18 protein-coding genes and 5 pseudogenes are annotated in these 23,917 nt (G+C 70.4%); 17 read left to right on the plus strand and 6 right to left on the minus strand.

Annotated features, from left to right (window positions below; translation table 11 throughout):
* The first annotated feature begins 66 nt into the window (after positions 1-66).
* Positions 67-488 (plus strand): annotated as a pseudogene (locus Prum_RS22950) (hypothetical protein).
* 229 nt (positions 489-717) lie between these two features.
* On the opposite strand, the gene Prum_RS22955 reads toward Prum_RS22950, so the two are convergent.
* The gene (locus Prum_RS22955; protein WP_371871253.1) at positions 718-2,253 is read right to left on the minus strand and encodes a glycoside hydrolase family 13 protein; all 1,536 of its coding nucleotides are present in this window, start codon (positions 2,251-2,253) and stop codon (positions 718-720) included.
* A 56-nt stretch (positions 2,254-2,309) separates the two neighbouring features.
* Complete coding sequence (locus Prum_RS22960; RefSeq protein ID WP_173078375.1) at positions 2,310-3,344, minus strand: LacI family DNA-binding transcriptional regulator; 1,035 nt, start codon at positions 3,342-3,344, stop codon at positions 2,310-2,312.
* Between the two features lie 138 nt (positions 3,345-3,482).
* On the opposite strand from Prum_RS22960, the pseudogene Prum_RS22965 reads away from it, so the two are divergent.
* The 6 genes and pseudogenes from Prum_RS22965 to Prum_RS22985 all read left to right on the plus strand — a co-directional run bounded on the left by Prum_RS22965 (position 3,483) and on the right by Prum_RS22985 (position 9,816).
* Positions 3,483-4,729, plus strand: a pseudogene (locus tag Prum_RS22965) (sugar ABC transporter substrate-binding protein).
* Entirely contained in the window at positions 4,729-6,195 is a 1,467-nt protein-coding gene (locus Prum_RS22970) for an ABC transporter permease subunit (RefSeq protein ID WP_173078376.1), read from the plus strand. Before Prum_RS22965 ends, Prum_RS22970 begins: the two are co-directional and overlap by 1 nt.
* Positions 6,192-7,022 (plus strand): sugar ABC transporter permease, encoded by an 831-nt coding sequence (locus Prum_RS22975; protein ID WP_173078377.1) that lies wholly within the window; start codon positions 6,192-6,194, stop codon positions 7,020-7,022. Before Prum_RS22970 ends, Prum_RS22975 begins: the two co-directional genes overlap by 4 nt.
* Positions 7,019-7,878, plus strand: a pseudogene (locus Prum_RS55785) (alpha-amylase family glycosyl hydrolase); the annotation flags it as partial. The gene Prum_RS22975 and the pseudogene Prum_RS55785, both read left to right, overlap by 4 nt.
* Before the next feature lie 312 nt (positions 7,879-8,190).
* The gene (locus tag Prum_RS55790; protein ID WP_443094367.1) at positions 8,191-8,730 is read left to right on the plus strand and encodes an alpha-amylase family glycosyl hydrolase; all 540 of its coding nucleotides are present in this window, start codon (positions 8,191-8,193) and stop codon (positions 8,728-8,730) included.
* A gap of 93 nt (positions 8,731-8,823) precedes the next feature.
* Complete coding sequence (locus tag Prum_RS22985) at positions 8,824-9,816, plus strand: hypothetical protein (protein WP_173078378.1); 993 nt, start codon at positions 8,824-8,826, stop codon at positions 9,814-9,816.
* Here Prum_RS22985 and Prum_RS22990 read toward each other — a convergent pair.
* The 3 genes and pseudogenes from Prum_RS22990 to Prum_RS55130 form a co-directional block, all read right to left on the minus strand.
* Positions 9,813-10,724, minus strand: a complete 912-nt coding sequence (locus tag Prum_RS22990; protein WP_173078379.1) for a MerR family transcriptional regulator — start codon at positions 10,722-10,724, stop codon at positions 9,813-9,815. The two genes, Prum_RS22985 and Prum_RS22990, sit on opposite strands and share 4 nt — an antisense overlap.
* A 34-nt stretch (positions 10,725-10,758) precedes the next feature.
* Positions 10,759-11,154, minus strand: coding sequence for a TetR family transcriptional regulator C-terminal domain-containing protein (locus Prum_RS22995; RefSeq protein ID WP_371871254.1), 396 nt, complete (start codon positions 11,152-11,154; stop codon positions 10,759-10,761).
* A 68-nt stretch (positions 11,155-11,222) separates the two neighbouring features.
* Positions 11,223-11,375 (minus strand): annotated as a pseudogene (locus tag Prum_RS55130) (helix-turn-helix domain-containing protein); the annotation flags it as partial.
* A 69-nt stretch (positions 11,376-11,444) separates the two neighbouring features.
* On the opposite strand from Prum_RS55130, the gene Prum_RS23000 reads away from it, so the two are divergent.
* From Prum_RS23000 to Prum_RS23040, 9 genes and pseudogenes are all read left to right on the plus strand, one after another.
* Positions 11,445-12,452: an ABC transporter permease gene (locus Prum_RS23000; protein ID WP_178132660.1), complete on the plus strand. Its 1,008-nt coding sequence runs from the start codon at positions 11,445-11,447 to the stop codon at positions 12,450-12,452.
* Between the two features lie 130 nt (positions 12,453-12,582).
* Positions 12,583-12,930 carry a hypothetical protein gene (locus Prum_RS23005; protein ID WP_173078380.1) on the plus strand — a complete coding sequence of 116 codons (348 nt, stop codon included), beginning with the start codon at positions 12,583-12,585 and terminating at the stop codon, positions 12,928-12,930.
* 266 nt (positions 12,931-13,196) lie between these two features.
* Positions 13,197-14,270 (plus strand): BMP family lipoprotein, encoded by a 1,074-nt coding sequence (locus Prum_RS23010; RefSeq protein WP_173084063.1) that lies wholly within the window; start codon positions 13,197-13,199, stop codon positions 14,268-14,270.
* A 73-nt stretch (positions 14,271-14,343) separates the two neighbouring features.
* Positions 14,344-15,858, plus strand: a complete 1,515-nt coding sequence (locus Prum_RS23015; protein ID WP_308785370.1) for an ABC transporter ATP-binding protein — start codon at positions 14,344-14,346, stop codon at positions 15,856-15,858.
* Entirely contained in the window at positions 15,855-17,132 is a 1,278-nt protein-coding gene (locus Prum_RS23020; protein WP_173078382.1) for an ABC transporter permease, read from the plus strand. Before Prum_RS23015 ends, Prum_RS23020 begins: the two co-directional genes overlap by 4 nt.
* Before the next feature lie 5 nt (positions 17,133-17,137).
* The gene (locus Prum_RS23025; protein WP_173078383.1) at positions 17,138-18,418 is read left to right on the plus strand and encodes an ABC transporter permease; all 1,281 of its coding nucleotides are present in this window, start codon (positions 17,138-17,140) and stop codon (positions 18,416-18,418) included.
* A 9-nt stretch (positions 18,419-18,427) separates the two neighbouring features.
* Positions 18,428-19,116, plus strand: a pseudogene (locus Prum_RS23030) (cytidine deaminase).
* On the plus strand, positions 19,113-20,387 hold the full coding sequence (locus tag Prum_RS23035; protein ID WP_173078384.1) for a thymidine phosphorylase: 1,275 nt from the start codon (positions 19,113-19,115) through the stop codon (positions 20,385-20,387). Before Prum_RS23030 ends, Prum_RS23035 begins: the two are co-directional and overlap by 4 nt.
* A 638-nt stretch (positions 20,388-21,025) precedes the next feature.
* Positions 21,026-21,724 carry a DUF4272 domain-containing protein gene (locus tag Prum_RS23040; RefSeq protein ID WP_173078385.1) on the plus strand — a complete coding sequence of 233 codons (699 nt, stop codon included), beginning with the start codon at positions 21,026-21,028 and terminating at the stop codon, positions 21,722-21,724.
* Here Prum_RS23040 and Prum_RS23045 read toward each other — a convergent pair whose 3' ends face one another.
* Positions 21,725-22,534, minus strand: a complete 810-nt coding sequence (locus Prum_RS23045) for a putative RNA methyltransferase (RefSeq protein ID WP_173078386.1) — start codon at positions 22,532-22,534, stop codon at positions 21,725-21,727.
* Positions 22,535-22,543: 9 nt separating this feature from the next.
* On the opposite strand from Prum_RS23045, the gene Prum_RS23050 reads away from it, so the two are divergent.
* Positions 22,544-23,608, plus strand: coding sequence for an adenosine deaminase (locus tag Prum_RS23050; protein ID WP_173078387.1), 1,065 nt, complete (start codon positions 22,544-22,546; stop codon positions 23,606-23,608).
* The last annotated feature ends 309 nt before the right edge of the window (positions 23,609-23,917 follow it).

Here is a 23,917-nt window from a genome sequence, read left to right on the forward strand (position 1 = left end):
GTACGGCAGCAACTTTTTGTCGCTTTCACCCCATATGGGCTGGCGGAACGGCTCATGATGACTGGAATGGGCGCACTGGTCACTCTGGAGCTGCCGGACGACTCGCCGGCACGCGACCTTCCGTGGATTGTCACGTTCGGACCGCTCGACGAGGAAGAGGAGTGGGAGCCGGTGGTGTGCGGCCCGTACGAACGCCCGCACGCCCTCGCCCTCGCCGAGTCGGTGGTCGCCGACGAGGACCTGATGGCGGTGGTGGAGCCGCTGCTCCCGCACGTCACGGTGGAGGAGATCCGGGGGGAGATAGCCGCGGCCCGGATCGTGGCCGAGGACGAGCAGGCCGAGGCCGCGGACGCCGCCGAGTTCGGTGACTACGACGACGACATCGACGTCGCCGGCCACGACGACCATGCAGTCGTCGAGCCGACCCCACCCCGAGCCCGGAAGAGATCCGCGCCGGCATGGTCCGCGTAACCTCCCGCCTCGCCTGAGCCGCGCGTGAGGGCGGGCCGGCCAACGAGGGCCGGCCCGCTGGGCGGGAGGACCGGCGGCCCCGAGGGCCCGTGACAGCCCGGGGCCACCTCCCAGTCGCCCGTCGGCGCTTGGCACAACGAACGACCGGGCTCCCTCGCTCCTACCCCGTCGCCGCGCCGTCAAACCACATCGCGGTGTCCGCCGGAAGCACGACCCCGCCGCGCCGATCAAGGATTTCCTCGCCGATCAAGGGCATACGGTCGCGGAAAAGAGATCCATCCACGGCCGTTTGCCCTTGATCGACGGCAGAAAGGGGCGGCAAGGGCGCGGGGGAGGAGGCCAGGAGGACGGGGCCCCAGGCGGGGACGTGGACGGGGAGGAGGTCAGGTTGACGGCGCACACCAGGCCGGACGCGCGGCGGAAGGCCAGTACGTCGGGTTCGGTCTGCAGCCAGGTGAGGTCGCCGGCGGTCGTACGGCGCAGGCGCAGGGCCGCCCGGTACAGCTCCAAAGTAGACCCGGGAGCACCCGTCTGGGCCGCCACGGACAGGCCGGCCCAGGACGGCGGCGCGGGCAGCCACGAGCCGCCCGGCCCGAAGCCGTACGGCGGGGCGGTGCCGTCCCAGGGCAGCGGCACGCGGCAGCCGTCCCGGCTCAGGCCGGTACGCAGGAAGGCCGGGTCCTGGCGTACCTCGTCGGGCAGGTCGAGCACCTCGGGCAGGCCCAGCTCCTCGCCCTGGTAGAGGTACGCGGAGCCGGGCAGCGCGAGCATCAGCAGCGTGGCCGCCCGGGCCCGGCGGAGCCCGACGTCGCCGTCGCCGTACCGGGTGACGTGTCGAGGCTTGTCGTGGTTGGACAGCACCCAGGTGGTGGGCGCCCCGACGATCGCGGCCTCGGCCAGGGAGCTGTCGATGACCTTCCGGAAGGAGTCGGCCGACCAGGTGGCGTCGAGGAAGTCGAAGTTGAACGCCTGGTGCAGCTCGTCGGGGCCGACGTACCGGGCGAGGCGCTGCGGGGTCTCGGCCCACGCCTCGGCGACGGCGATCCGCTCGCCCGGGTAGCTGTCCAGGATGGGCCGCCACGCGCGGTAGATCTCGTGCACCTCGTCCTGGTCGAAGTACGGCAGCCGGCCACGCCCGAGCAACTCCACCTGCCGGCCGGGCATGAAGCCGACGTCGGGCAGCCCGGCCGCCTTGATCATCCCGTGGGCCACGTCGACGCGGAACCCGTCGACGCCCCGGTCCAGCCAGAACCGCAGGACGTCCTCGAACTCGGCCCGCACGTCGGGGTGCTCCCAGTTCAGGTCGGGCTGGCTGGGGTCGAACAGGTGCAGGTACCACTGCCCGTCGGCCACCTGGGTCCAGGCGGGGCCGCCGAAGATCGACTCCCAGTCGTTGGGGCGGTCGCGGAAGATGTAGCGGTCCCGGTCGACACCCGCGAGTGCGCTGACGAACCACGGATGAGCATCGGACGTGTGGTTCGGCACGATGTCGACGATCACGCGCAGGCCCAGCGCGTGCGCGTCGGCGATCATCGCGTCGAAGTCGGCGAGCGTGCCGAACATCGGGTCGACGTCGCGGTAGTCGGCCACGTCGTACCCGCCGTCGATCATCGGGGACCGGTAGAACGGTGTCAGCCACAGCGCGTCCACGCCGAGGTCCCGCAGGTACGGCAGCCGGTTGCGCACGCCCCGCAGGTCTCCGATGCCGTCGCCGTCCGAGTCGGCGAAGCTGCGGACGTACACCTGATAGACGGCGGCCGATCGCCACCACGAGTCGCTCATGGTTTCCGAGGATCCCTGACGGATCCTGAAAGAGTCAAGCAAATCTTGCGCAAAGATCACGCGGCCTCGGGCACCGAAAGCGGCGCCACGCCCGTCGAGGACCGCGCTACCAGCTCGGGGCGGAATACGTACTCGGATCGGTGTGTCGCATGCCCGTGGATCTCGTCGATGAGCGCCCGGACGGCGGCCACGGCCATCGCGATCACGGGCTGGCGCAGCGTGGTCAGCGGCGGGTCGGTGAACGCGATCAGCGGCGAGTCGTCGTACCCGACCACCGACACCTCGCCCGGCACCGACAGGCCGCGCTGCCGGGCGGCCCGGATCGCGCCGAGCGCCATCAGGTCGGAGCCGCAGGCGATGCCGGTGACGCCCCGGTCGAGGAGGCGACCGGCGGCGGCCTGGCCGCCCTCGACGCCGAAGAGGGACAGCGAGATCAGCTCGTCGATCTCGTCATCCGCCAGGCCGACCAGGCGCTTCATCGCCGCTCGGTAGCCGGCGATCTTGCGTTGGACCGGCATGAACCGGTTGGGTCCGGAGATCAGGCCGATCCGCCGGTGCCCCAGCGCGACCAGGTGGGCCACGGCCAGCTCGCCGGCCTCCCGGTCGTCGCACGAGACGAACGGCGCGTCGATGCCCGCCACGTACCCGTTGACCAGGACGATCGGCAGCGGGCGGGCGAGCAGCTTGCGGTAGCGCTCGTGGTCGGCGGCGGTGTCGGCGTGCAGCCCGGAGACGAAGACGATGCCGGACACCTGCCGGTCGAGCAGCATCTCGACGTACTCGTCCTCGGTGACGCCGCCGGCGGTCTGCGTGCACAGCACCGGCGTGTAGCCGCCCTGCGCCAGGTTGGACTCGATGACCTGGGCGAACGCCGGAAAGATCGGGTTGTCCAGCTCGGGCACGACCAGGCCGACGAGGCCGGCGCTGCGCTTGCGCAACCGCGCCGGGCGCTCGTATCCGAGCACGTCGAGAGCGGTCAGCACGGCCTGCCGGGTCTCGGCGGACACGCCGGGCCGGTCGTTGAGCACGCGCGACACCGTGGCCTCGCTGACGTCGGCCTGCTGAGCGATGTCGGACAGTCGTGCGCGCATGGCATCACGCTAGCGCACCGGCAAGATCTTGCGCATCTTGCTGCAAGGTCTTCCAGAAACTGCAACGACTTGCTAACGTCCCGGCAACGAACCCCCCATTCGCCTGCTAAACCCCGGCAGACCTTTCAGGAGATCCCCATGCGCATCCGTAACGCGGGTGTGGTCGTCGCCATGACCCTCGCGCTTGCCGCCGCTGGCTGCGGCGGCGCAGATGAGCCGGCGGCGACCGACTCCCCAGCAGCGAAAACCGGCGGCAAGCTCGTCATCTGGGCCGACCCCAAGCGCACCGTCGCCCTCAAGCCATTCGCCGACAAGTTCGGCCAGGAGAACGGCGTCACGGTCGAGGTCCAGGAGATCGCCGACGAGCAGCAGACCACCTTCGTCACGGCGTCCCAGCAGGGCAGCGGCCCGGACGTGATGGTCGGCGCGCACGACTGGATCGGCAACCTGGTCCAGAACGGCGCCATCGACCCCGTGCAGCTCTCGGCCGCGCAGAAGGGCGCGTTCGCCGAGATCGCGCTCAAGGCGGTCACGTTCAACGGCCAGGTGTACGGCGTGCCGTACGCGATGGAGAACCTGGCCCTGATCCGCAACACCGACCTGGCCCCGACCGCGCCGGCCAGCGTGGAAGAGCTCGTCGCGACCGGCAAGAGGCTGAAGGCGGAGAAGAAGGCCACCGAGATCCTCTGCCTCCAGGTCGGCCAGAACGGCGACGCGTACCACCTCTACCCGCTCTACACCTCGGCCGGCGGCTACCTCTTCGGCACCACGTCCACCGGCGACTACGACCCAAGGACCTCGGCGTCGGCAAGCCCGCCTCGATCGCCGCGTTCAACAAGATCAAGGCACTGGGCGAGAAGGGCACCGGCGCCCTGAAGCGCTCGATCGGCGGCGAGAACTCGATCGCCACGTTCACCGGCAAGAAGTGCGCCTACCTCGTCTCCGGCCCGTGGGCGATCACCGACATCAAGAAGGCCGGCCTGAAGTACGACATCTCGCCCATGCCCGGGTTCGCTGGCGGGCAGCCGGCCACCCCGTTCGTCGGCGTGCAGGCGTTCTACGTCGCGGCCAAGGGCAAGAACAAGGCGCTCGCCCAGGAGTTCGTCGCCAACTACCTGACCACGCCCGACCTGGCCGTCGCGCTCTACCAGGCCGAGCCCCGGCCGCCGGCGCTGACCGCCGCGCTCGACCAGATCAAGGGCACCGACCCGGACCTCGCCAAGTTCCAGGAGGCCGGCAAGAGCGGCGCGGTCCTGCCCGCGATCCCGGAGATGGCCGCGATCTGGGACCCGTTCGGCAAGGCCGAGGCCGCGATCATTGGGGGCGCCGACGTCACCACCACCGTCAACGCCGCCGCCAAGACGATCTCCAGCCAGATCAAGTAATGAAGGTCGTATCCCTGGGGCTCGCCGCCGCGATCGCGATCTGGGCGGCGTTCCCCCTCGTCGAGGCCCGCTCCTGGGCGGGCCTCGCCATTCTCGTCGCGACCACGGCCGGCGTCTTCTACCTGTACCTGACCCGCCGGCACATCCCGGCCAAGTACCTGGTGCCGGGCACGCTCCTGCTCATCGCGTTCCAGGTCTTTCCGGTCCTCTACACGGCCAGCACCGCGTTCACCAACTTCGGCGACGGCCACCGGGGCAGCAAGGCGGACGCGATCGCCGCCATCCAGACCGCGTCCGTCACCCAGGTGCCCGGCTCACCCGAGTATGCCCTCAAGGTCGCCACCACCGGCGACCCGGCGACCGGGCCGCTGATCTTCCTGCTCACGGACCCGGCGACCGGCGCAGTGCGCGCCGGCGACGCCTCCGGCCTCCGCGAGCCGCCGGCCCGCTACACCGTCCTCACCATTGGTCAGGCCAGCGCCCGCAGCCAGGAGATCACCGCTTTCGCGGTGCCGACGTCCGGGGGTGCGATCCGCTCGTCGGGCCTGTCGCGCGCCTACGAGGGCAAGGCCCTTCACGGGTACGACGAAGGGTGCGACTGCATCAGCGATAGGGAAACGGGAAAGACGTGGGTCGCCGACGCCACGACGGGGTCCTTTGTGGCCGGTGACGGGGAGCGGTTGGCGCAGGGCTGGAAGGTCGACGTCGGCTTCCGGAACTTCACCCGGATGGTCACCGACGGCACCATCTCCGGACCGTTCCTGCGCACGCTCGCGTGGAACGTCACGTTCGCGGTCGGCTCGGTGGCGGCCACGTTCGTGCTCGGCCTGGCGTGCGCGCTCGCCCTGCACTCGCCCCGGATGCGCGGCCGGTCGCTCTACCGGGTGCTGCTGATCCTGCCGTACGCGATGCCCTCGTTCGCGATGCTGCTGGTCTGGCGGGACCTCTTCAACACCGACTTCGGCCTGGTCAACCGCATGTTCGGGCTGGATGTGGACTGGTTCGGCGAGGTGTGGTCGGCCCGGCTGGCGGTGATCCTGGTGCAGATGTGGCTCGGCTTCCCGTACATGTTCCTGGTCGCCACCGGCGCGCTCCAGGCGATCCCGCGCGAACTGACCGAGGCGTCCAGTGTGGACGGGGCGCGGCCGTGGCAGGCGTTCCGGCGGATCACCCTGCCGCTGCTGCTGGTCGCGTTGACGCCGTTGCTCATCTCGTCGTTCGCGTACAACTTCAACAACTTCAACGCCGTGTACCTGACCACCGAGGGCGGGCCGTTTCCGGCCGACAACCCAACCGTGGGCGCGACCGACCTGCTCATCACGTACACGTTCCGGCTCGCGTTCGGCGCGGCCGGCGCCCAGTACGGCTTCGCGGCGGCCGTCTCGCTCCTCATCTTCGCCATCGTCGCGCTCATCTCCGCGGTCAGCTTCCGGCGGACCCGCAGGCAGGAGGAGGTGTACTCGTGAGGCTCGCCTGGCGGCACGCCGTCGCCGTGGTGGCGGTGGCGTTCGCGCTCTTCCCGATCCTGTTCGTGCTCTCGGCGGCCCTCAACCCGCAGGGCACACTGTCGTCGACCGAGTTGGTGCCGACCGGCCTGTCCGGCGAGAACTTCGGCAAGCTCTTCGGCGACACCCAGTTCGCCCGCTGGTTCGCCAACTCCCTGCTGATCGCCGGGCTGTCGGCGGCCGCCGCGGTCCTGGTCGGGGCGCTCGCCGCGTACGCGTTCAGCCGGATGCGCTTTCGCGGCCGCCGGGTCGGACTGCTGTCCCTGCTGCTGATCCAGATGTTTCCGCAGTTCCTGGCGATCGTGACGATCTTCCTGATGTTCAGCACCATCACGGACCTGTGGCCGGCCATCGGCTTCAACACGCCGTGGGGACTGATCCTGCTCTACCTCGGCGGGGCGCTCGGTGTGAACACCTGGCTCATGAAGGGCTTCCTGGACACCGTGCCGAAGGAGCTGGACGAATCGGCCACAATGGACGGTGCCACGCACGCCCAGGTCTTCTTCCAGATCATGCTGCCGCTCGTGGCGCCGATCCTCGCCGTCACCGGGCTGCTGGTCTTCATCGGCACCATCAACGAGTTCCTGATGGCCAACGTCTTCCTCACCGGCGGCGGGTCCAAGACGCTGGCGGTCGGCATGTTCGGCCTCATCGCCAGCGAGCGCAACAACAACTTCGGTGTCTTCTGCGCCGGCACCCTGCTCACCGCCGTGCCGACCGTGCTCGTGTTCCAGTTTCTCCAGCGCTACATCGTGTCCGGCCTGACCTCGGGAGCAGTGAAGGGATGACCGTGCATCATCACGACGGGACGCTCGTGTCCACGCAGACCCCCGCTCTGGGCGACACCGTGACGGTGTTTCTGCGGGCCCGCGCCAACCGTGTCTTCGTGCGGTCCACACCGGACGGTGAGCCGCACTTCACCGAGGCGGTCGTCGACCGGGTCGACGGTGACACCACCTGGTGGCGGGCCGGCGTCGAGGTCCGCAACCCGGTCACCACGTACCGCTTCCTGGTGGACGGGCGGTGGGTGAACGCCCTCGGCACGGTCGACCACGACGTGCCGGACGCGTACGACTTCCGGCTCGTGACGTACGACCCGCCGCCGGCGTGGGCCCGCGACGCGGTGGTGTACCAGATCTTCCCGGACCGGTTCGCGCGATCGATCCCGCGTGCGGCCCCCGACTGGGCCATCCCGTGCGACTGGGACACCCCGGTGATCGGGCGCGGGCCGGAAACGCCACGGCAGTTCTACGGCGGCGACCTGGACGGCATCGCCGGCCGCCTCGACCACCTGGAACGCCTCGGCGTCAACACCGTCTACCTCACGCCGATCTTCCCGGCCCCTCCAACCACCGGTACGACGCCTCCTCGTTCGACCGGGTCGACCCGTTGCTCGGCGGGGACGAAGCGCTGGCCCGGCTGGCGGACGCCGTACACGCCCGGGGTTGGCGGCTGATCGGCGACATCACGGCGAACCACACCGGGGACGGGCACGAGTGGTTCACGGCGGGGGAGCGGGACCTCTACTACTTCGACGCGGACGGCGACTACGAGTCGTGGAAGGGCGTCAAGTCGCTGCCGAAGCTCAACTGGGGCTCGGCGGAGCTGCGCCGCCGGATGTCCACTGTGGTACGCCGCTGGCTGGGCCCGCCGTACGGGCTGGACGGCTGGCGGGTGGACGTGGCCAACATGACCGGCCGGTGCGGCGCCGACGCGTACACCCATGAGGTGGCGGCGCTGTTGCGCGCGGCGGCCGGCGATGCCCTCTTCGTGGCCGAGCACGCGCACGACTTCACCGGCGAACTGGACCGGGACGGCTGGCAGGGCACGATGAACTACGCCGGCTTCCTGCGTCCACTCTGGAGCTGGTTGCGCGCCGACGAGCTTGACCTGCCGGACTTCCTCGGCGTGCCGGGCGGCGTGCCGCGCCGGGACGGGCGGGCGGTGCTGGCCACCATGCGGGAGTTCGCGGCGCGCCTGTCCTGGCGGACGCTGGTGCACTCGTGGCAGCTGCTGAGCTCGCACGACACGGCCCGCATCCGTACCGTCGTGGGCGACGCGGACCGGCAGGAGGTGGCCGCCGGGTTGCTGCTGACCCTGCCCGGTACGCCGATGGTCTTCGCCGGTGACGAATGGGGTCTACGCGGCGTGAACGGCGAAGATTCCCGTACCCCCATGCCCTGGGACCGACCAGGCGAACAGGACGAAGCGACGTTCGGCCGCTACCGGGACCTGATCGCCCTGCGCCGAGGCACCACGGCGCTGCGCCACGGCGGCCTGCGCTGGCTGTACGCGGACGCCGACGCGCTGGTCTTCGCGCGGGAGACACCCGGCGAGGCGGTGCTGGTGCTGGCCCGCCGGGCGTCCGGCGCACCGGTGCGGCTCGCCGGCCTGCCCGGCGGCGAGAACGTGTACGGCGGCGCCCCTGACCTGCGTTCGGGCGATGCCCTGCCCGCGGACGGGCCCACCTTCCAGGTCTGGCGGCTCTTGACTTGATCTGGGCATCGCTGCGAGGCTGCGGCGGTTGCCTGGGGAGCCGCAGAGCCGGTCACGAGGAGGATGGTGCAGGTCAGGGTCGTCGGAGCGGTCGTGCTTGCCATCGTCCTCGGGGTGGCCGGCGGGTGCGGCGGATCCGACCCACCACCGGAAGCGACCGGCACCACCGCCCCCGGAGTGAGCCCCTCGGCGCCGACCGCGACCAGCGCGGCGCCCTCGGCCGAGCCGAGCGGGACGGCCAAGATGGGCCGCGCGCCGGCGACCGCGACGCCGACGCCCAAGTCCGGTACGTCTGGTTCGACCGGCGGCAAGCCCGGCGCCAGCAACACCGGCGTACCGGCCGGCACCAAGCTGAAGGTGGTCACCGGCGACCAGACGTACGCCACGAGCAACCAGGTGATCAGCGGCCTGGACATCCGCGGCTACGTCAGGATCACCGGCAAGAACGTCACGCTCCGCAACTCGATCGTGCGGGGCGGCGCCAAGCGGTGTAACTCGTCCTCGGTGATCTCGGTCTCCGGATCCGCCCGCATCGAGCGGACCGAGATCCGGCCGACCAACCCCAACGCCTGCCTGGACGGCGTCCGCGGCGGCAACATCACCATGGTCGGCGTCAACATCCACGGCGTGGTCGACGGCGTGAAGGCCGGCGCCAACGTGCTGATCCAGGACTCGTACATCCACGACCTGAGCTTTTTCGCCAGCGATCCGAACCAGGGCGGCGGCGAGACGCACAACGACGCGGTGCAGTCGTTCGGGGACCGCAACATCACCCTGCGACACAACACGCTGTCCGTCGGGTCGCAGGGCAATGCCGCCTGGCAGGTGACCCAGGACGACGGAGGCACCGCCACCAACCTGCGGGTGGAGAACAACTGGCTCGACGGCGGCGGCTGCACGTTGAACTTCGCCCACAAGGGCGGTCCCACCCCGATGACGGGGATCCACGTGGTGGGGAACCGGTTCGGCAGCTCGGGGTTCGACTGCCCGATCCTGATCAGCACCCAGACGCGGCTGACCACGAACTCCGGCAACGTCTTCGCCGCCAACGGCAAGCCGATCCCGGCCCCCGCACAGCACGACTAGGCGGTGCCCCGGGCCCGGAGGGCGTCGCGCAGCCACACATAGTTCGGCGTCTGCGCCGGGATCGGCGGCCAGCCGTTGATCACCGCCATGAGCTGCCAGTACCGCTCCGGACGCGGGTCGGTGCCGACCTCCAGCGCGGCGAGCACCTCGCCCCGGTAGGCGGCGTCGGCGGCGCGTCCGGTGGCCGTTGCCATCCCGGCGACCAACTCGTCGAGGATCGGGCCCGCCGCCGCGGACGCCGGGTCGACGCCCGCGGCGACCGCCGCTCCCGCCTTCTCGCTGACCAGTTCATGGGTACGCCCGTCCACCGCCGGCGCCGACCCCTCGCCGAAGGACCCTTCGCCCATGCGGCGTAGCAGCGCCCGGAAGTCCGGGTCACTGACCAGTTCGGACAGTTCGAGCCAGGCGTCGACCTGCTCGTCCGTGGGTTCGTCGGGCAGTTCGGGCGTGACCGACCGCATCCGTGCCTCGAACTCCGGGTCCACCGGTATGCCGGCGAAGATGCTGTCCAGGAACTCGGCGATGATGCGGCGGCGCTCGCCGGCCGTGGCTTGTGCGATCCGGTTCATCCGGTCCACCTCCTGTGGTGTGGGTTCACGTCGGGCCAGCGCGCGCAGCACGGCTCGCTGCACGCGCAGCACTCGGATCTGCGCCCCGATCGCGTCGGCGTGCCGCGCGGCCACGCCACGCAGGTCCGCCTCGCTGTCGAGCACCCGCCGGATCGTCGCGAGGTCGAGGCCGAGCTCGCGCAGCGTCCGCACGAAGTCGAGTCGCAGCGCGCTCTCCGCGTCGTACCGCCGGTGTCCCGAGTACGTACGGGCCGCCTCGGGCACCAACCCGAGATCGGAGTAGTACCGGACGGTCTTCACCGACAGACCGGTGCGTCGAGCGAGCTCACCGATGTGCATGAGGTCGATCGTGGGTTCTCCCGCCACTGGAGGTTCAAGGGGTTATCAACAACCGGACCGCGGCCGCGTACGCCTTGTGGTCCGGCCCGTCGGCGAGCATGCGCTGGAGCGCGAACCCGGGGACCATGCCGTACAGGGCGGCGCCGATGGCCTCGACGTCCGCGTCGGGGGGCAGGTCACCGGCCTGCTGGGCACGGCGTGCGATCGCCGCGAAGTGCGTGCGGAACTGGACGTACTTCTCCTTGACGAACTCGTGCAGCACGGGATCGCGCAGTGACTCGGCCCACACCTGCAGGGCGATGCGCAGCGCCCCGTCCGGCCCGCTCTCGCCGTCGACGAACTCGAACGCGCGCTCCATCGCGTCCGCGACCGACAGCGGGGGCTCCTCCTCCGCGATCTCCGCGAACATCTCGTTGGCCTTGCCGAGCACCCCTCGGCGATCGCGGTGACCAGGTCCTGCTTGCTCTTGAAGTAGCGGTACACCGCGCCGACCGAGAGGTTGGCCTCGGCGATCACGTCCTGCATCGAAGTGGCGTGGAAGCCGTTCCGGCTGAAGCAGCGAAACGCGGCGTCGAGGATCTGCTGCCGGCGGGCGGCGAGGTGGGCGTCCGAGACACGGGGCATGCATCCCATCCTAAAACGAATGCTCATTCTTGACACCGTCCGCCGTCCGGAGGATCCTCGGTAAAGAGAACGAAGGTTCGTTTTAAGGAGATCGAGATGGCCCAGCCGCAGACCCGTCGTCAGCCGCCGGCCCTCGCTGTCGCGGCGCTGATCGCCCTCGCCGTGGTGGCGTTCCAGGCGCTGCTCGTACCCCTGTTCGCCGCTCCCGCGGCGAACCTGGAGCCGCGCGACCTGCCGGTGATCGTCGCTGGCCCGGCGCCCGCGGCCGACGGCCTCGCCGCAAACCTGGAGCGCGCCCGGCCGGGCGCCTTCGACATCAGCACCGAGCCCGACGCGGCCAGCGCCGACGCCGCGCTGCGCGACCACGAGGCGTACGCCGCGTTCGTCGTCGGGGCGGACGGCGTGACCCTGCACACGGCCTCCGGGGCCAGCCCAACCGTCGCCACCCTGCTCACCCAGGCCACCCAGCAGCTCTCCGGCGGCCAGCAGGTCCGCGTGGTGGACGTGGTGCCGACCGACGTGGACGACCCGCGCGGTGCGGGCTTCGCCGCCGGCTTCCTGCCGCTCGCGATGACCGCGCTGGCCGCCGGCGCGCTGGCCGCCCTGGTGCTGCGGTCGCGCGGGCAGCGACTGCTCGCGCTGGGTACGTTCGCCACGCTCGCCGGCCTGGTGGTGTCCGCGGTGCTCCAGTTCTGGCTGGGCATCCTGCCGGACAACTACCTGCTCAACGCCGCCGCGATGAGCCTGTTCGCGCTCGCCGCGAGCGCCACGGTGGCCGGGCTCGGCAGCGCCCTCGGCAAGGCCGGCGTCGGCCTCGGCGCGCTGGTGGTCTTCCTGGTCAGCAACCCGCTATCGGCGGTCAGCGCCGCTCCGGAGCTGCTGCCCGAGCCGTGGGGTGCGGTCGGCCAGTGGCTGCCCGTCGGTGCCGGCAGCACGCTGCTGCGGTCGACGGCCTACTTCGACGGCGCCGGCGGTGGCATGGCGCTCTGGGTGCTCGCCGGGTACGCCGTGGTCGGCCTCGCGCTGGTCGCCCTGAGCCGGACCGGTAGGCCCGAGCGCGTGACCCCCATGCCGGTCGAGCGCGAAGCCGTGCCCGTCGGCTGAGCGCCAAGCCGCCCCTGGGGCGGCGGCGTCTGGACTGAGGAGCGAAGCGACGAGGGAAGATGTCGCCTCAAAGGCCCCTGGGCCCGCGCGAGCGGAGCGAGCGCCGGCTGGCGCGGTATCGTCTCCCGGCGTGGAGGCTCTGCGGCTAGTGCTGCTGTACGCACACCTGATCGGTTTCGCGCTGCTGCTCGGTGGCGCCGTCGTCCAGTACGTCTCGGGGAAGGTGCGGATCAACGCACCGATGTTGTGGGGCTCGGTGACCCAGGTGGTCACCGGGCTCGCGCTTTCGGCGCCACTGCGCGGCGATGACGACGACGAGCCCGCCCCGGCCAAGCTCGCGGTCAAGCTGGTCGTGGCCCTGATGATCTTCGTGATGGTCTTCTTCTCCCGCAAGCGCGAGGCGGTCAACCCGGGCCACTTCATGGGGATCATCGGCCTCACGCTCGCCAACGCGGCGGTGGCGGTCTTCTGGCGCTGAGCGCCGGCGGGTTGGAGGAAGCTACAAGCCCGCCTCGCCGGCGGGCATTCTCCTTTGGACTCCGGCGCCATACCCGGTCGCCCGGCCGGCTGTTCTACTACCGTTGATCTTCTGTACCCGCCGGTCACAGGCGGGTAACAGGGGCTCAACAACAGTGCACGATTCTCAGCCGTCGGGCGTACGGGCGCGTACGCTCCGGTCCGTGAAGCACCGCAGGACCTGCGGTGTGCGTTGGGAAGGAGACCGTCTTGCGCTCTGCGCGTGGGATGCGGGTCGTCTCGTTGTTCGCGGTGGGCGGGCTCGCGCTGAGCGCCGCCGCCTGTGGAGACGCGCCCGAGGAGAGTGGCAGTGGCGATAGCACCACCGCTGCCGAAAAGTACACCGCTTGCATGGTGACCGACGTCGGTGGCATCGACGACCGTTCGTTCAACGCGTCCGCATGGAAGGGCGTGCAGGCCGCCGCCGCCGAAAATAAGGCCATTGACCCGAAGTACGTGGCGTCGAGCGCCGAGGCCGACTACGAGTCGAACCTGTCCCAGTACGTGACCCAGAAGTGCAACTTCATCCTGGCGGTCGGCGGGTTGATGTCCGACGCCACGAAGAAGGTGGCCACGGCCAACACGAGCCAGCAGTTCGGCATCGTCGACTCCAACACGGGCCAGTCCAACGTCTACCCGATGCAGTTCGACACGGCTCAGGCGGCGTTCCTCGCCGGCTACCTGGCCGCGGGCTACTCGAAGTCGGGCAAGGTCGGCACGTACGGTGGCCTGCCGATCCCGCCGGTGACGATCTTCATGGACGGGTTTGCGGACGGCGTGGCGTACTACAACCAGGCCAAGAGCAAGAACGTCCAGGTGCTGGGGTGGAACAAGGGCACCCAGAAGGGGTCGTTCACCAACGACTTCGTCAAGCAGGACGAGGGCAAGAAGGTCAGCGACACGCTGGTCGCCCAGGGCGCTGACGTGATCATGCCGGTCGCCGGTGGCGCCGGTCTCGGCACGGCCGCGGCCGCGCAGGCGGCGAACGGGGCGTTCTCGGTGATCTGGGTCGACGTCGACGGTTGCGAGAGCGCTCAGCAGTACTGCGCGCAGTTCCTGACCACCGTCGTCAAGAACATCCCGGACGCCGTCAAGGAGGCCGTGCTCAAGGGCTCCAAGGGCGAGACTCTGGCCAGCACGCCGGGCTTCCTCGGCACCCTGGAGAACAACGGTGTCTCGATCGCGCCGTACCACGAGTTCGACAGCAAGGTCCCGGCCGACCTGAAGGCCGAGGTCGACAAGCTGAAGCAGGACATCATCGCGGGCACCGTCAAGGTCACCTCGGCGGCCCAGCCGAAGTAAAGTCCCCATGATCAGGCGTCCCCGAGCCGCCATCGCGGCTCGGGGGACGGTGGCATACCAGGGAGAAATCCGCTTGAAACTGGAGCTGCGGGGCATCACCAAGCGGTTCGGTGACCTGGTCGCCAACGACCACATCGACCTGACGGTGGAGCCGGGAGAGATCCACGCCCTGCTGGGCGAGAACGGCGCCGGCAAGTCGACGCTGATGAACGTGCTGTACGGGCTCCTCCAGCCGGACGAGGGCGAGGTCCTCGTCGACGACAAGCCGGTACAGATCCGCAGCCCGCGCGACGCGATCGGTGCGGGCATCGGGATGGTGCACCAGCACTTCATGCTCGTCCCGGTGTTCACCGTGGCGGAAAACGTGATGCTGGGCGCGGAGAAGGTGCGCGGCGGCATCGCCGGCTTCCTGGACCACCGCCGGGCCCGCCGCGAGGTGGAAGAGGTCTCCACCCGGTACGGCCTGCGCGTCGACCCGGACGCGGTCATCGAGGACCTGCCGGTGGGCATCCAACAGCGGGTCGAGATCGTCAAGGCCCTGACCCGCGAGGTCGACCTGCTCATCCTCGACGAGCCGACCGCCGTGCTGACCCCGCAGGAGACCGACGAGCTGCTCACGGTCATGCGGTCGCTGAAGGAGTCCGGCAAGTCGATCGTGTTCATCACCCACAAGCTCGGTGAGGTCAAGGCGATCGCCGACCGGATCACGGTGATCCGCCGCGGCCGTACGGTCGGCACCGCCACGCCGGACGCGAGCCGCGACGAGCTCGCCTCCCTGATGGTGGGCCGCAGCGTGAGCCTGACCGTGGAGAAGGGCGCCGCCGAGCCCGGCGCGCCGGTGCTGCAGGTCGAGGGCCTGGTGGTCGCCGACGAGCGGGGATATCAGGCGGTCGCGGGCGTCGACCTGACCGTCCACGCGGGCGAGGTGCTGGGCATCGCCGGCGTCCAGGGCAACGGTCAGACCGAGCTGGTCGAGGCCATCATGGGCCTGCGCCCGGCGCTGGCCGGCACGGTCACCCTCGAAGGCCAGCGGATCGACGGCTGGTCGGCCAAGAAGGTGCTGCGCGCCGGCGTCGGATACGTGCCGGAGGACCGCAGCGTCGACGGGCTGGTCAAGGAGTTCACCGTCGCGGAGAACCTGGTGCTGGACATCTACGACCAGCCGCCGTTCGGGTCCCGCATGGTGCTCAAGCCGGACGCGATCGCCGAATCGGCCAAGGAGCGCATCGCCCAGTTCGACGTGCGTACGTCGTCACACGAGGCGACGGTCGGCACGCTGTCCGGCGGCAACCAGCAGAAGGTGATCGTGGCGCGGGAGATGTCCCGGCCGCTCAAGGTCTTCATCGCGTCCCAGCCCACCCGGGGCGTGGACGTCGGCTCGATCGAGTTCATCCACAGCCGGATCGTGCACGAGCGGGACGTCGGCACCGCCGTACTCCTGGTCTCGAGCGAGCTGGACGAGGTGATCGGCCTGGCCGACCGGATCGCGGTTATTTACCGCGGCCGGATCCTGGCCGTTGTCCCGCCGGACACCCCGCGGGAAGAGATCGGCCTGCTGATGGCCGGCATCCTCCGGGAGGAAGCATGAGCTCCCCGACCGAGGAGAAGGCCGAAAAGACAGAAACGACGACCGGGGAACGCCGGGAGTCGTTCGGGCAGGCGTTCGTGCAGTCGCTCTGGGCGGCCAACACGGTCACCGTCACCATCCTGGCGGTGGTCCTCGCGCTGGTCGTCGGCGGCATCCTGATCATCGTCTCCGACCCCGACGTCCTGGCGATGTACGGCTACATCACCTCGCGGCCGAGCGACGCGCTCAGTGGCAGCTGGGACGTGGTCAGCGAGGCGTACTCGAACCTCTTCAAGGGCGCCATCGTGGACCCGGCGGCGGTCGAGGCGTGGGTCAGCGGCGACGGCTCCTGGAAGCCCGTGTTCGCGCCGATCTCGGAGACGCTGACGTACACGACGCCGCTGGTCTTCACCGGCCTGTCGGTCGCGCTCGCCTTCCGCGGCGGCCTCTTCAACATCGGTGCGCAGGGTCAGGCGATCATCGGCGTGATCCTGGCCGCGCTGGCCGGCTTCGTGCTCCCGCTGCCGCCGGTCATCCACCTGATCGTGGCGCTGCTGGCCGGGGCGCTGGGCGGCGCGCTGTGGGGGTTCATCCCGGGCATCCTCAAGGCGCGTACCGGCGCCCATGAGGTCATCAACACGATCATGCTCAACTACATCGCGATCTACTTCCTGAGCTGGGTCATCATCCAGAGCGGCGTGCAGAACCCGGACCGCACCGACGCGATCAGCAAACCGGTCGACTCGTCGGCGCAGCTACCCCGGCTGCTGGGCGGCGATCTGCGCGTACACGGCGGGATCCTGCTCGCCGTCGCGGCCACCTGGGGCGTGGCCTGGCTGCTCAACCGGTCAACGCTCGGCTTCGAGCTGCGCGCGGTGGGCGCCAACCCGGACGCCTCCCGTACGGCGGGCATCAGCGTCACCCGCACATACGTGGCGGTGATGGTGATCTCCGGTGCGCTGGCCGGCCTGGGCGGCGCCAACATGGTGGTCGGCACCACGGCCAACGCACTGACGCCGCTGGTCGTGGCACAGATCGGCTTCGACGGGATCCTGGTGGCCCTGCTCGGCCGGGTCAAACCGTGGGGGGTCGCGCTGGCCGCGCTCCTCTTCGGGGCACTGCGCGCGGGCGGCAACACGATGCAGTCGGTGTCGGGCATCTCGCTGGAGCTGGTGACCGTGCTCCAGGCGCTGATCGTCATCTTCATCGCCGCGCCGGCGCTGGTGAAGGCGATCTTCCGGCTGCGCGCCGCTCGGGCCGCGCGGTTGCAGACGAGCTTGGCGAAGGGCTGGTGAGCCGGGTGTCCACGACTACCACGGAAGAGACCGTGGTCGCGCCCGTCGAGACCGGCTACTGGACCCGGGCCCGCAAGGTCGGCGCGGGCCTCGTCGGGTTCGGCCTGGTCGCGGCCGTCCTGTTCGGCTCGATAGCCACCTCGCAGACCGTACGGTTCACGCTGAGCGACGACGCCCAGGGCGCCGCGCTGGAGATCGACGGCACGGTCGGCGCGATCCTCTTCGGGCTCATCGCCGCCGCGGCCGGAGCTGCCCTCTTCCTGGAGCGCGGCGCGCGCTGGTTCACCGCGCTGCTCGGCGTCGGCATCGTCGGGTTCGTGCTGTCGTTCCTGTGCTGGCAGATCTCCGACGCCCCGGCCGGGCAGAACTTCATGCCGCTGGTCAACATCGTGCGCGGCACGTTCCTGCTGGCCGTACCGCTGATCTTCGGGGCGCTGGCGGGCGTGCTGTGCGAACGGTCCGGCGTGGTCAACGTCGCGATCGAGGGGCAGTTGTTGATGGGCGCGTTCTCCGGCGCGCTGGTCGGCACGATGGCGGACAGCGTCTGGGTCGGCCTGATCGCCGCCATGGTGGGCGGCGCGTTCATCTCGCTGCTGCTGGCCATCTTCAGCATCCGCTACCTGGTCGACCAGGTGGTCATGGGCATCGTGCTCAACCTGCTCGCGGTCGGCCTGACCGGCTTCCTCTACGAGCGGCTGATGCAGACCGACCAGGCCAAGTACAACCAGCCGCCGCACTTCGGCAACTGGGACATCCCGCTGCTCAAGGAGATCCCGGTACTCGGGCCGGCGCTCTTCGAGAGCAACATCTTCCTGTACCTGGCGCTGATCCTGGTGGTCGTGATCCACATCGCGCTCTTCCGCACCCGCTGGGGCCTGCGTACCCGGTCGGTCGGCGAGCACCCCACGGCCGCCGACACGCTGGGCGTACGGGTGCTCGGGCTGCGCTACCGCAACGTGCTGCTGGCCGGGGTGGTGGCCGGCATCGGCGGGGCGTCGTACACGCTGCTGCTCTACTCGTTCACCAAGAACATGATCGGTGGCAAGGGCTTCATCGCGCTCGCCGCGTTGATCTTCGGGCGGTGGAGCCCCACCGGTGCGCTGCTGGCCGCGCTCTTCTTCGGCTTCGCCGACCAACTCGGCGTCTACCTGGGCGCGATCAACAGCGTCATTCCCAGCCAGTTCCTGGCGATGCTGCCGTACCTGGCGACGATCCTGGCCGTGGCCGGGCTGGTCGGCCGGGTGCGGGCACCCGCGGCCGATGGCAAGCCGTACATCAAGGGGTAAGAAAGACACGTGGAGATCGATTGGGAGCGGCTGCGGAACGCGGCCGTCGAGGCGATGCGCAGCGCGTACGCCCATACTCGGACTTTCCGGTCGGGGTGGCCGGACTGGTCGACGACGGCCGCGTGGTCGTCGGCTGCAACGTGGAGAACGCGTCGTACGGCGTGACGCTCTGCGCCGAGTGCGGGCTGGTGTCGTCGCTGCACGCCTCCGGCGGCGGGCGGCTGGTCGCGATTTCGTGCGTCGGCGGAGACGGCGAGCCGCTGATGCCGTGCGGGCGCTGCCGCCAGCTGCTGTACGAGCACGGCGGCCCGGACTGCCTGGTCGAGGCGGTGCCGCGGCCGCTGCGGGTGGCCGAGCTGCTGCCGTACGCGTTCGGCCCGGACGACCTGGTGGCCGCTGCCGCCTCGACGGCGCCCCGGGTGCCCAGCCGGCTGCTGCGCTGGCGCGGGCACGGCACCGTCTTCGTGCACCGTGACCTGGCCGGCGGGCAGAAGGTCTGGACCGGCTACTGGGACCGTTCCACGGGTGAGGAAGGCAAGGAGACCGGCATCCTGGAGGAGGCGCCGACCTGGTCGGACGTCGACGCCGCGATCGCCTGGGGGCGGGCCCGCACATCCCGGGTGATCCTGGTCCAGGAGGACGGCGAGATGCGCTGGGTGGGCGAGGGCGACCCGCCGGGACGTACGGAGGCACCATGAGCTTCGCTGCCGTAGACGTGATCCGCACCAAGCGGGACCGGGGTGCGCTGTCCGACGCCGAGATCGACTGGGTGGTCGACGCGTACACCAAGGGCGTGGTGGCGGACGAGCAGATGGCCGCGCTTGCCATGGCCATCCTGCTCAACGGCATGACGCCCGGCGAGATCGCCCGGTGGACCGCCGCGATGATCGCCAGCGGCGAGCGGCTTGACCTGTCGGGCGTGTCCCGGCCAACCGTCGACAAGCACTCCACCGGGGGCGTCGGCGACAAGATCACGCTGCCGCTCACGCCCCTGGTCGCGGCGTGCGGGGCGGCCGTGCCCCAACTGTCCGGGCGCGGCCTCGGCCACACCGGCGGCACCCTGGACAAGCTGGAGTCCATCCCGGGCTGGCGGGCCGCGCTGACCAACGACGAATTCATCGCCCAGCTCCGGGACGTGGGCGCGGTGGTGTGCGCCGCCGGTGCGGGCCTGGCCCCCGCCGACCGCAAGCTGTACGCCCTGCGCGACGTCACCGGAACCGTGGAGGCGATCCCGCTCATCGCCAGTTCGATCATGAGCAAGAAGATCGCCGAGGGCACCGGCGCGCTCGTCCTGGACGTCAAGGTCGGCTCCGGGGCGTTCATGAAGACCGTCGCCAGCGCCCGCGAACTGGCCGGCACGATGGTGGATCTGGGCAAGGCGCACGGCGTCACGACGGTGGCTCTGCTCACCGACATGTCGACCCCGCTCGGCCTCGCGGTGGGCAACGCCGTCGAGGTGACGGAGTCCGTCGAGGTGCTGGCCGGCGGCGGACCGTCCGATGTGGTCGAATTGACGCTGGCTCTGGCCCGCGAGATGGTCGCCGCCGCCGGGCTCCACATTGACCCGTCGGACGCCCTGAAGGACGGCCGCGCAATGGATTCCTGGCGCGCGATGGTACGCGCGCAGGGCGGCGACCCGGACGCCCCGCTGCCGGTCGCACCAGAGACCGAAACGGTACGCGCCGACCGCGACGGCTTCGTCTCCACAGTGGATGCGTTGGCGATCGGGCTGGCCGCATGGCGACTCGGCGCCGGGCGGGCCCGCAAGGAAGACCCGGTCAGCGCGGCCGCCGGAGTGATCCTGCACAAGAAGCCGGGCGACCCGGTGCGCGCGGGAGAAACACTATTCGAACTGCGTACCGACGAAGCCAGCCGGATCCCCGCGGCGCTGTCAGCGGCCGACGGCGCGATCGTAGTGGCCGACGCCGCGCCGGCGCAGCGCGAGCTGGTGATCGAGCGTATCGCCTGACCGTCGCAGTCCTCTTGGCGGCGACTTCGCGCTTTCGCGCGACCTCGCGTGCTCGCGCGCCGCTTCGCGCGGCGCTTGGCGCTGCGTCGCGGGCCTGGCGCTGCGTCGATCAAGGGATTGTGCGTCGATCAAGGGCGAATGGTCGTGGTTTGGAGATCGAAGCGCGGCCGTTTGCCCTTGATCGGCGGGGAGGGCCTTGATCGGCGCGGGGACCGCGCGTGCCGCGCGGCGGTGCCGCTTCGCGCGCTTTCGCGTGCCGCGTCGCGTGGCCTCGCGCCCCTGCGTCGCGTGGCCTTGCGCGCCGCTTCGCGCGGCGCTTGGCGCTGCGTCGATCAAGGGATTGTGCGTCGATCAAGGGCGAATGGTCGTGGTTTGGAGATCGAAGCACGGCCGTTTGCCCTTGATCGACGGCGAAAGCCTTGATCCGCGCGCACACCGCGCGACGACCGCGCACACCGCGCGACGACCGCGCGCACCGCGCGAACACCGCGCAGAGCAGCGTGCGGAGACAGCGTGAGCAGCGTGCGGAGAAGTGTGCGAAGGAGCTTGCGGGGGAACGCGTGGGGAGGGTGTGGCGGCGGGCGTGGTGCGGCGCGGGCGAAGGGGTTATTCTCGCTGGCCAGGGGGCACAGCATCGAATGGCAGGACGAGGACCAGTGGCTGTTTCGGCTCCCGACCCCCGCGAAGTGCGCACGGCCAGCGTCGAGGAGATGCGCCGGCTGCGGTTGCCGCTGCCGCCGTCACACTTTCCGCTGGTCTGGGAGCCGGGCGACGAGGTGGAGCTCCGGCCGACCGCGGAGATCGAGGCCCGCGCGGCGATCCTGCATGTGGTGCTGGCCCGGTGTTTCGGCATGCCGGCGCAGGCCGCGATGAGCTGGTTGCTGGGTTCGCACCTGGTTGATTTGGTGACACCGCCGGAGTGGCAGTTCGTGATGGGTGGGCGCGGCGACCATCGGTCGTTCGTGCTGCACCACGACGCGGTGTATGCGCTGGCCTGGCTGCTGGGGCTGTCCAAGCACCTCGATCCGGAGCAGCCCGCCGACGACCGCCTGATCGAGCTGCTGCCCAACCTGCCCGCGGGCGAGACGTTCCTGCAGTGGCGCTCGCGCTCGCTGGCGGCTCCGCGCTCGCCGGTCGAGGCCGCGGCCGTGCTGGACTTCTATTACTGCCTGGACTGGGGATATCTGGAGGCGGAGCGGATCGGAGCGCCGCTGCCCGGCCTGATCGACGCCAACGCGATCGGGCAGCGGCGGTGGGCGCTGGAGTGGGCGGTCATGTTCCGTGGGCCGTATCACGACCCGCCGGCGGGCTGGGAAGAAGTCGACCTCTCTACATGATCACGGGACGACGTAGACGCCGAGCCGCACGGACGCGGTCACGGTGACCGGGCCGTCGAGCGACACCGGGGCGGTGTGCCACGCGCTCGGGCCCATGGCCACCACCGTCCGCGCCGCCGCGCCGCTAAGGGTCAGGGTCCGGCGCAGCTGATGCTCCTCGGCGAGCGCGAAGTGGTCGCCGAGGCTCGCCGCGACCCGGTCGGCCTTGTCCGGGTCGACGTGTAGCAGGCCGAGCCGGTCGACCAGTTCGGCGAGGTGGTCGGCGGCGGGCGTCACGACGAGCAGCGCCCCGCCGGGCCGCAGCACGCGGCGAAACTCCGCGCCGTTGCGCGGCGCGAACACGTTCAGCAGCAGCCCGGCCGCCCGATCGGCCAGCGGCAGCCGGCCCCAGGTGTCGCATAACACGGCGCCGGCGCGCGGGTGGGCCCGCGCCGCGCGGCGCAGCGCGGGCTTCGAGACATCCAGCGCCAGGCCGTGGGCACCGGGCAGAGCATCGAGCACCGCGGCCAGGTGCCGGCCGGTGCCGGCTCCGGCGTCCACCACCAAACCGCTTTGGTACGCCGTGCGCGCGACCCGGTCGAGCGCAGAGGAAATGAAGTCGTAGTGCCCGGCGGCCAGGAACTCGGCGCGCGCCGCCACCATCTCGGGCGTGTCGCCGGAGTGCGGGGCCCGGCCGGGGCTCAGGTTGACGTACCCCTGCTTGGCCAGGTCGAAGCTGTGCCCGCGCGGGCAGCGCAGGGCCTGCGCGGCGGCCGCCAGCGGCTCGCGGCACAGCGGGCAACGCAGTGTGGAGACGACATCAAGGTCCATACTCTCTTCATGGTCCCAATCGCTTACGAGGACATCGTCAAGGCCCCGAAGGCGCTGCTGCACGACCACCTCGACGGCGGCCTGCGCCCGGCGACGATCGTGGAGCTCGCGGCCGAGGTGGGCCATGAGCTGCCGCATTCCGATCCGGACGAGCTCGGCCGGTGGTTCGTGGCGGCTGCTGACTCGGGGTCGTTGGAACGCTACCTGGAGACATTCGCGCACACCGTGGCCGTGATGCAGACGGAGCCGGCGCTGCGCCGTGTCGCCGCGGAGTGCGCGCTGGACCTGGCCGCCGACGGCGTGGTGTACGCCGAGGTGCGTTTCGCGCCCGAGCAGCACCTGTCCCGCGGGCTGACCCTGGAGCAGGTCGTCGAGGCGGTGCTGGAGGGCTTCGCCGAGGGCGCCGAGCTGGCGGCCGGTACGGGCCGGCCGGTCCGGATCGGCACGCTGCTCACCGCGATGCGGCACGCGGCCCGCTCGCAGGAGATCGCCGAGCTGGCCGTGCGCTATCGGGACACCGGCGTGGTGGGGTTCGACATCGCCGGCGCCGAGGCCGGGTTCCCGCCCACCCGGCACCTGGACGCGTTCGAGTACCTGCAGCGGGAGAACTTCCACTTCACCATCCACGCGGGCGAGGCGTTCGGGCTGCCGTCGATCTGGCAGGCGATCCAGTGGTGCGGCGCCGACCGGCTCGGGCACGGCGTACGGATCGTCGACGACATCACCGGCGACTCCCTGGGGCGGCTGGCGGCGTACGTGCGGGACAAGCGGATCCCGCTGGAGCTGTGCCCGTCCTCCAACGTCCAGACCGGCGCCGCGCCGTCGATCGCCGAGCACCCGATCGGGTTGCTCCGCGACCTGCGGTTCCGGGTCACGGTCAACACGGACAACCGGCTGATGAGCGGCACCTCCATGTCGCGCGAGATGGCCCTGCTGGTGGAAGCGTTCGGGTACGGCTGGGCGGAACTGCAGTGGTTCACCATCAACGCGATGAAGAGCGCGTTCATCCCCTTCGACGAGCGGCTCGCGATCATCAACGAGGTCATCAAGCCGGCGTACGCCAAGTTGTTGTAACGGACCTTTCGGTCAGGTTGTCCAGCCGAGTGGTTACTCGGCGGTATGCATACATCGCGTAAAGGGGCACTTCGGCCTTGCCGCGGTTGACTGGTCGGGCAATGGTCGGCACGGTTGCAGCGTCGACATTCTTGGTGAGGCCCGCCAATGGGGTCCGATTTGCGCGGTTTGGAATTTATGTGTGTGCACGGTTGGTAACTGACCAAGAACGCATTGCTATCAAACGCAACTTACGCCCTTTTGCCGGAGTGGTTAGGGCGAACCTGGCCTTTCTCTTTGACACGGGTCGTGATGGAATCTCGGGGTTCG

The sequence above is a fragment of the Phytohabitans rumicis genome (genome assembly GCF_011764445.1).
GTDB lineage: Bacteria > Actinomycetota > Actinomycetes > Mycobacteriales > Micromonosporaceae > Phytohabitans > Phytohabitans rumicis.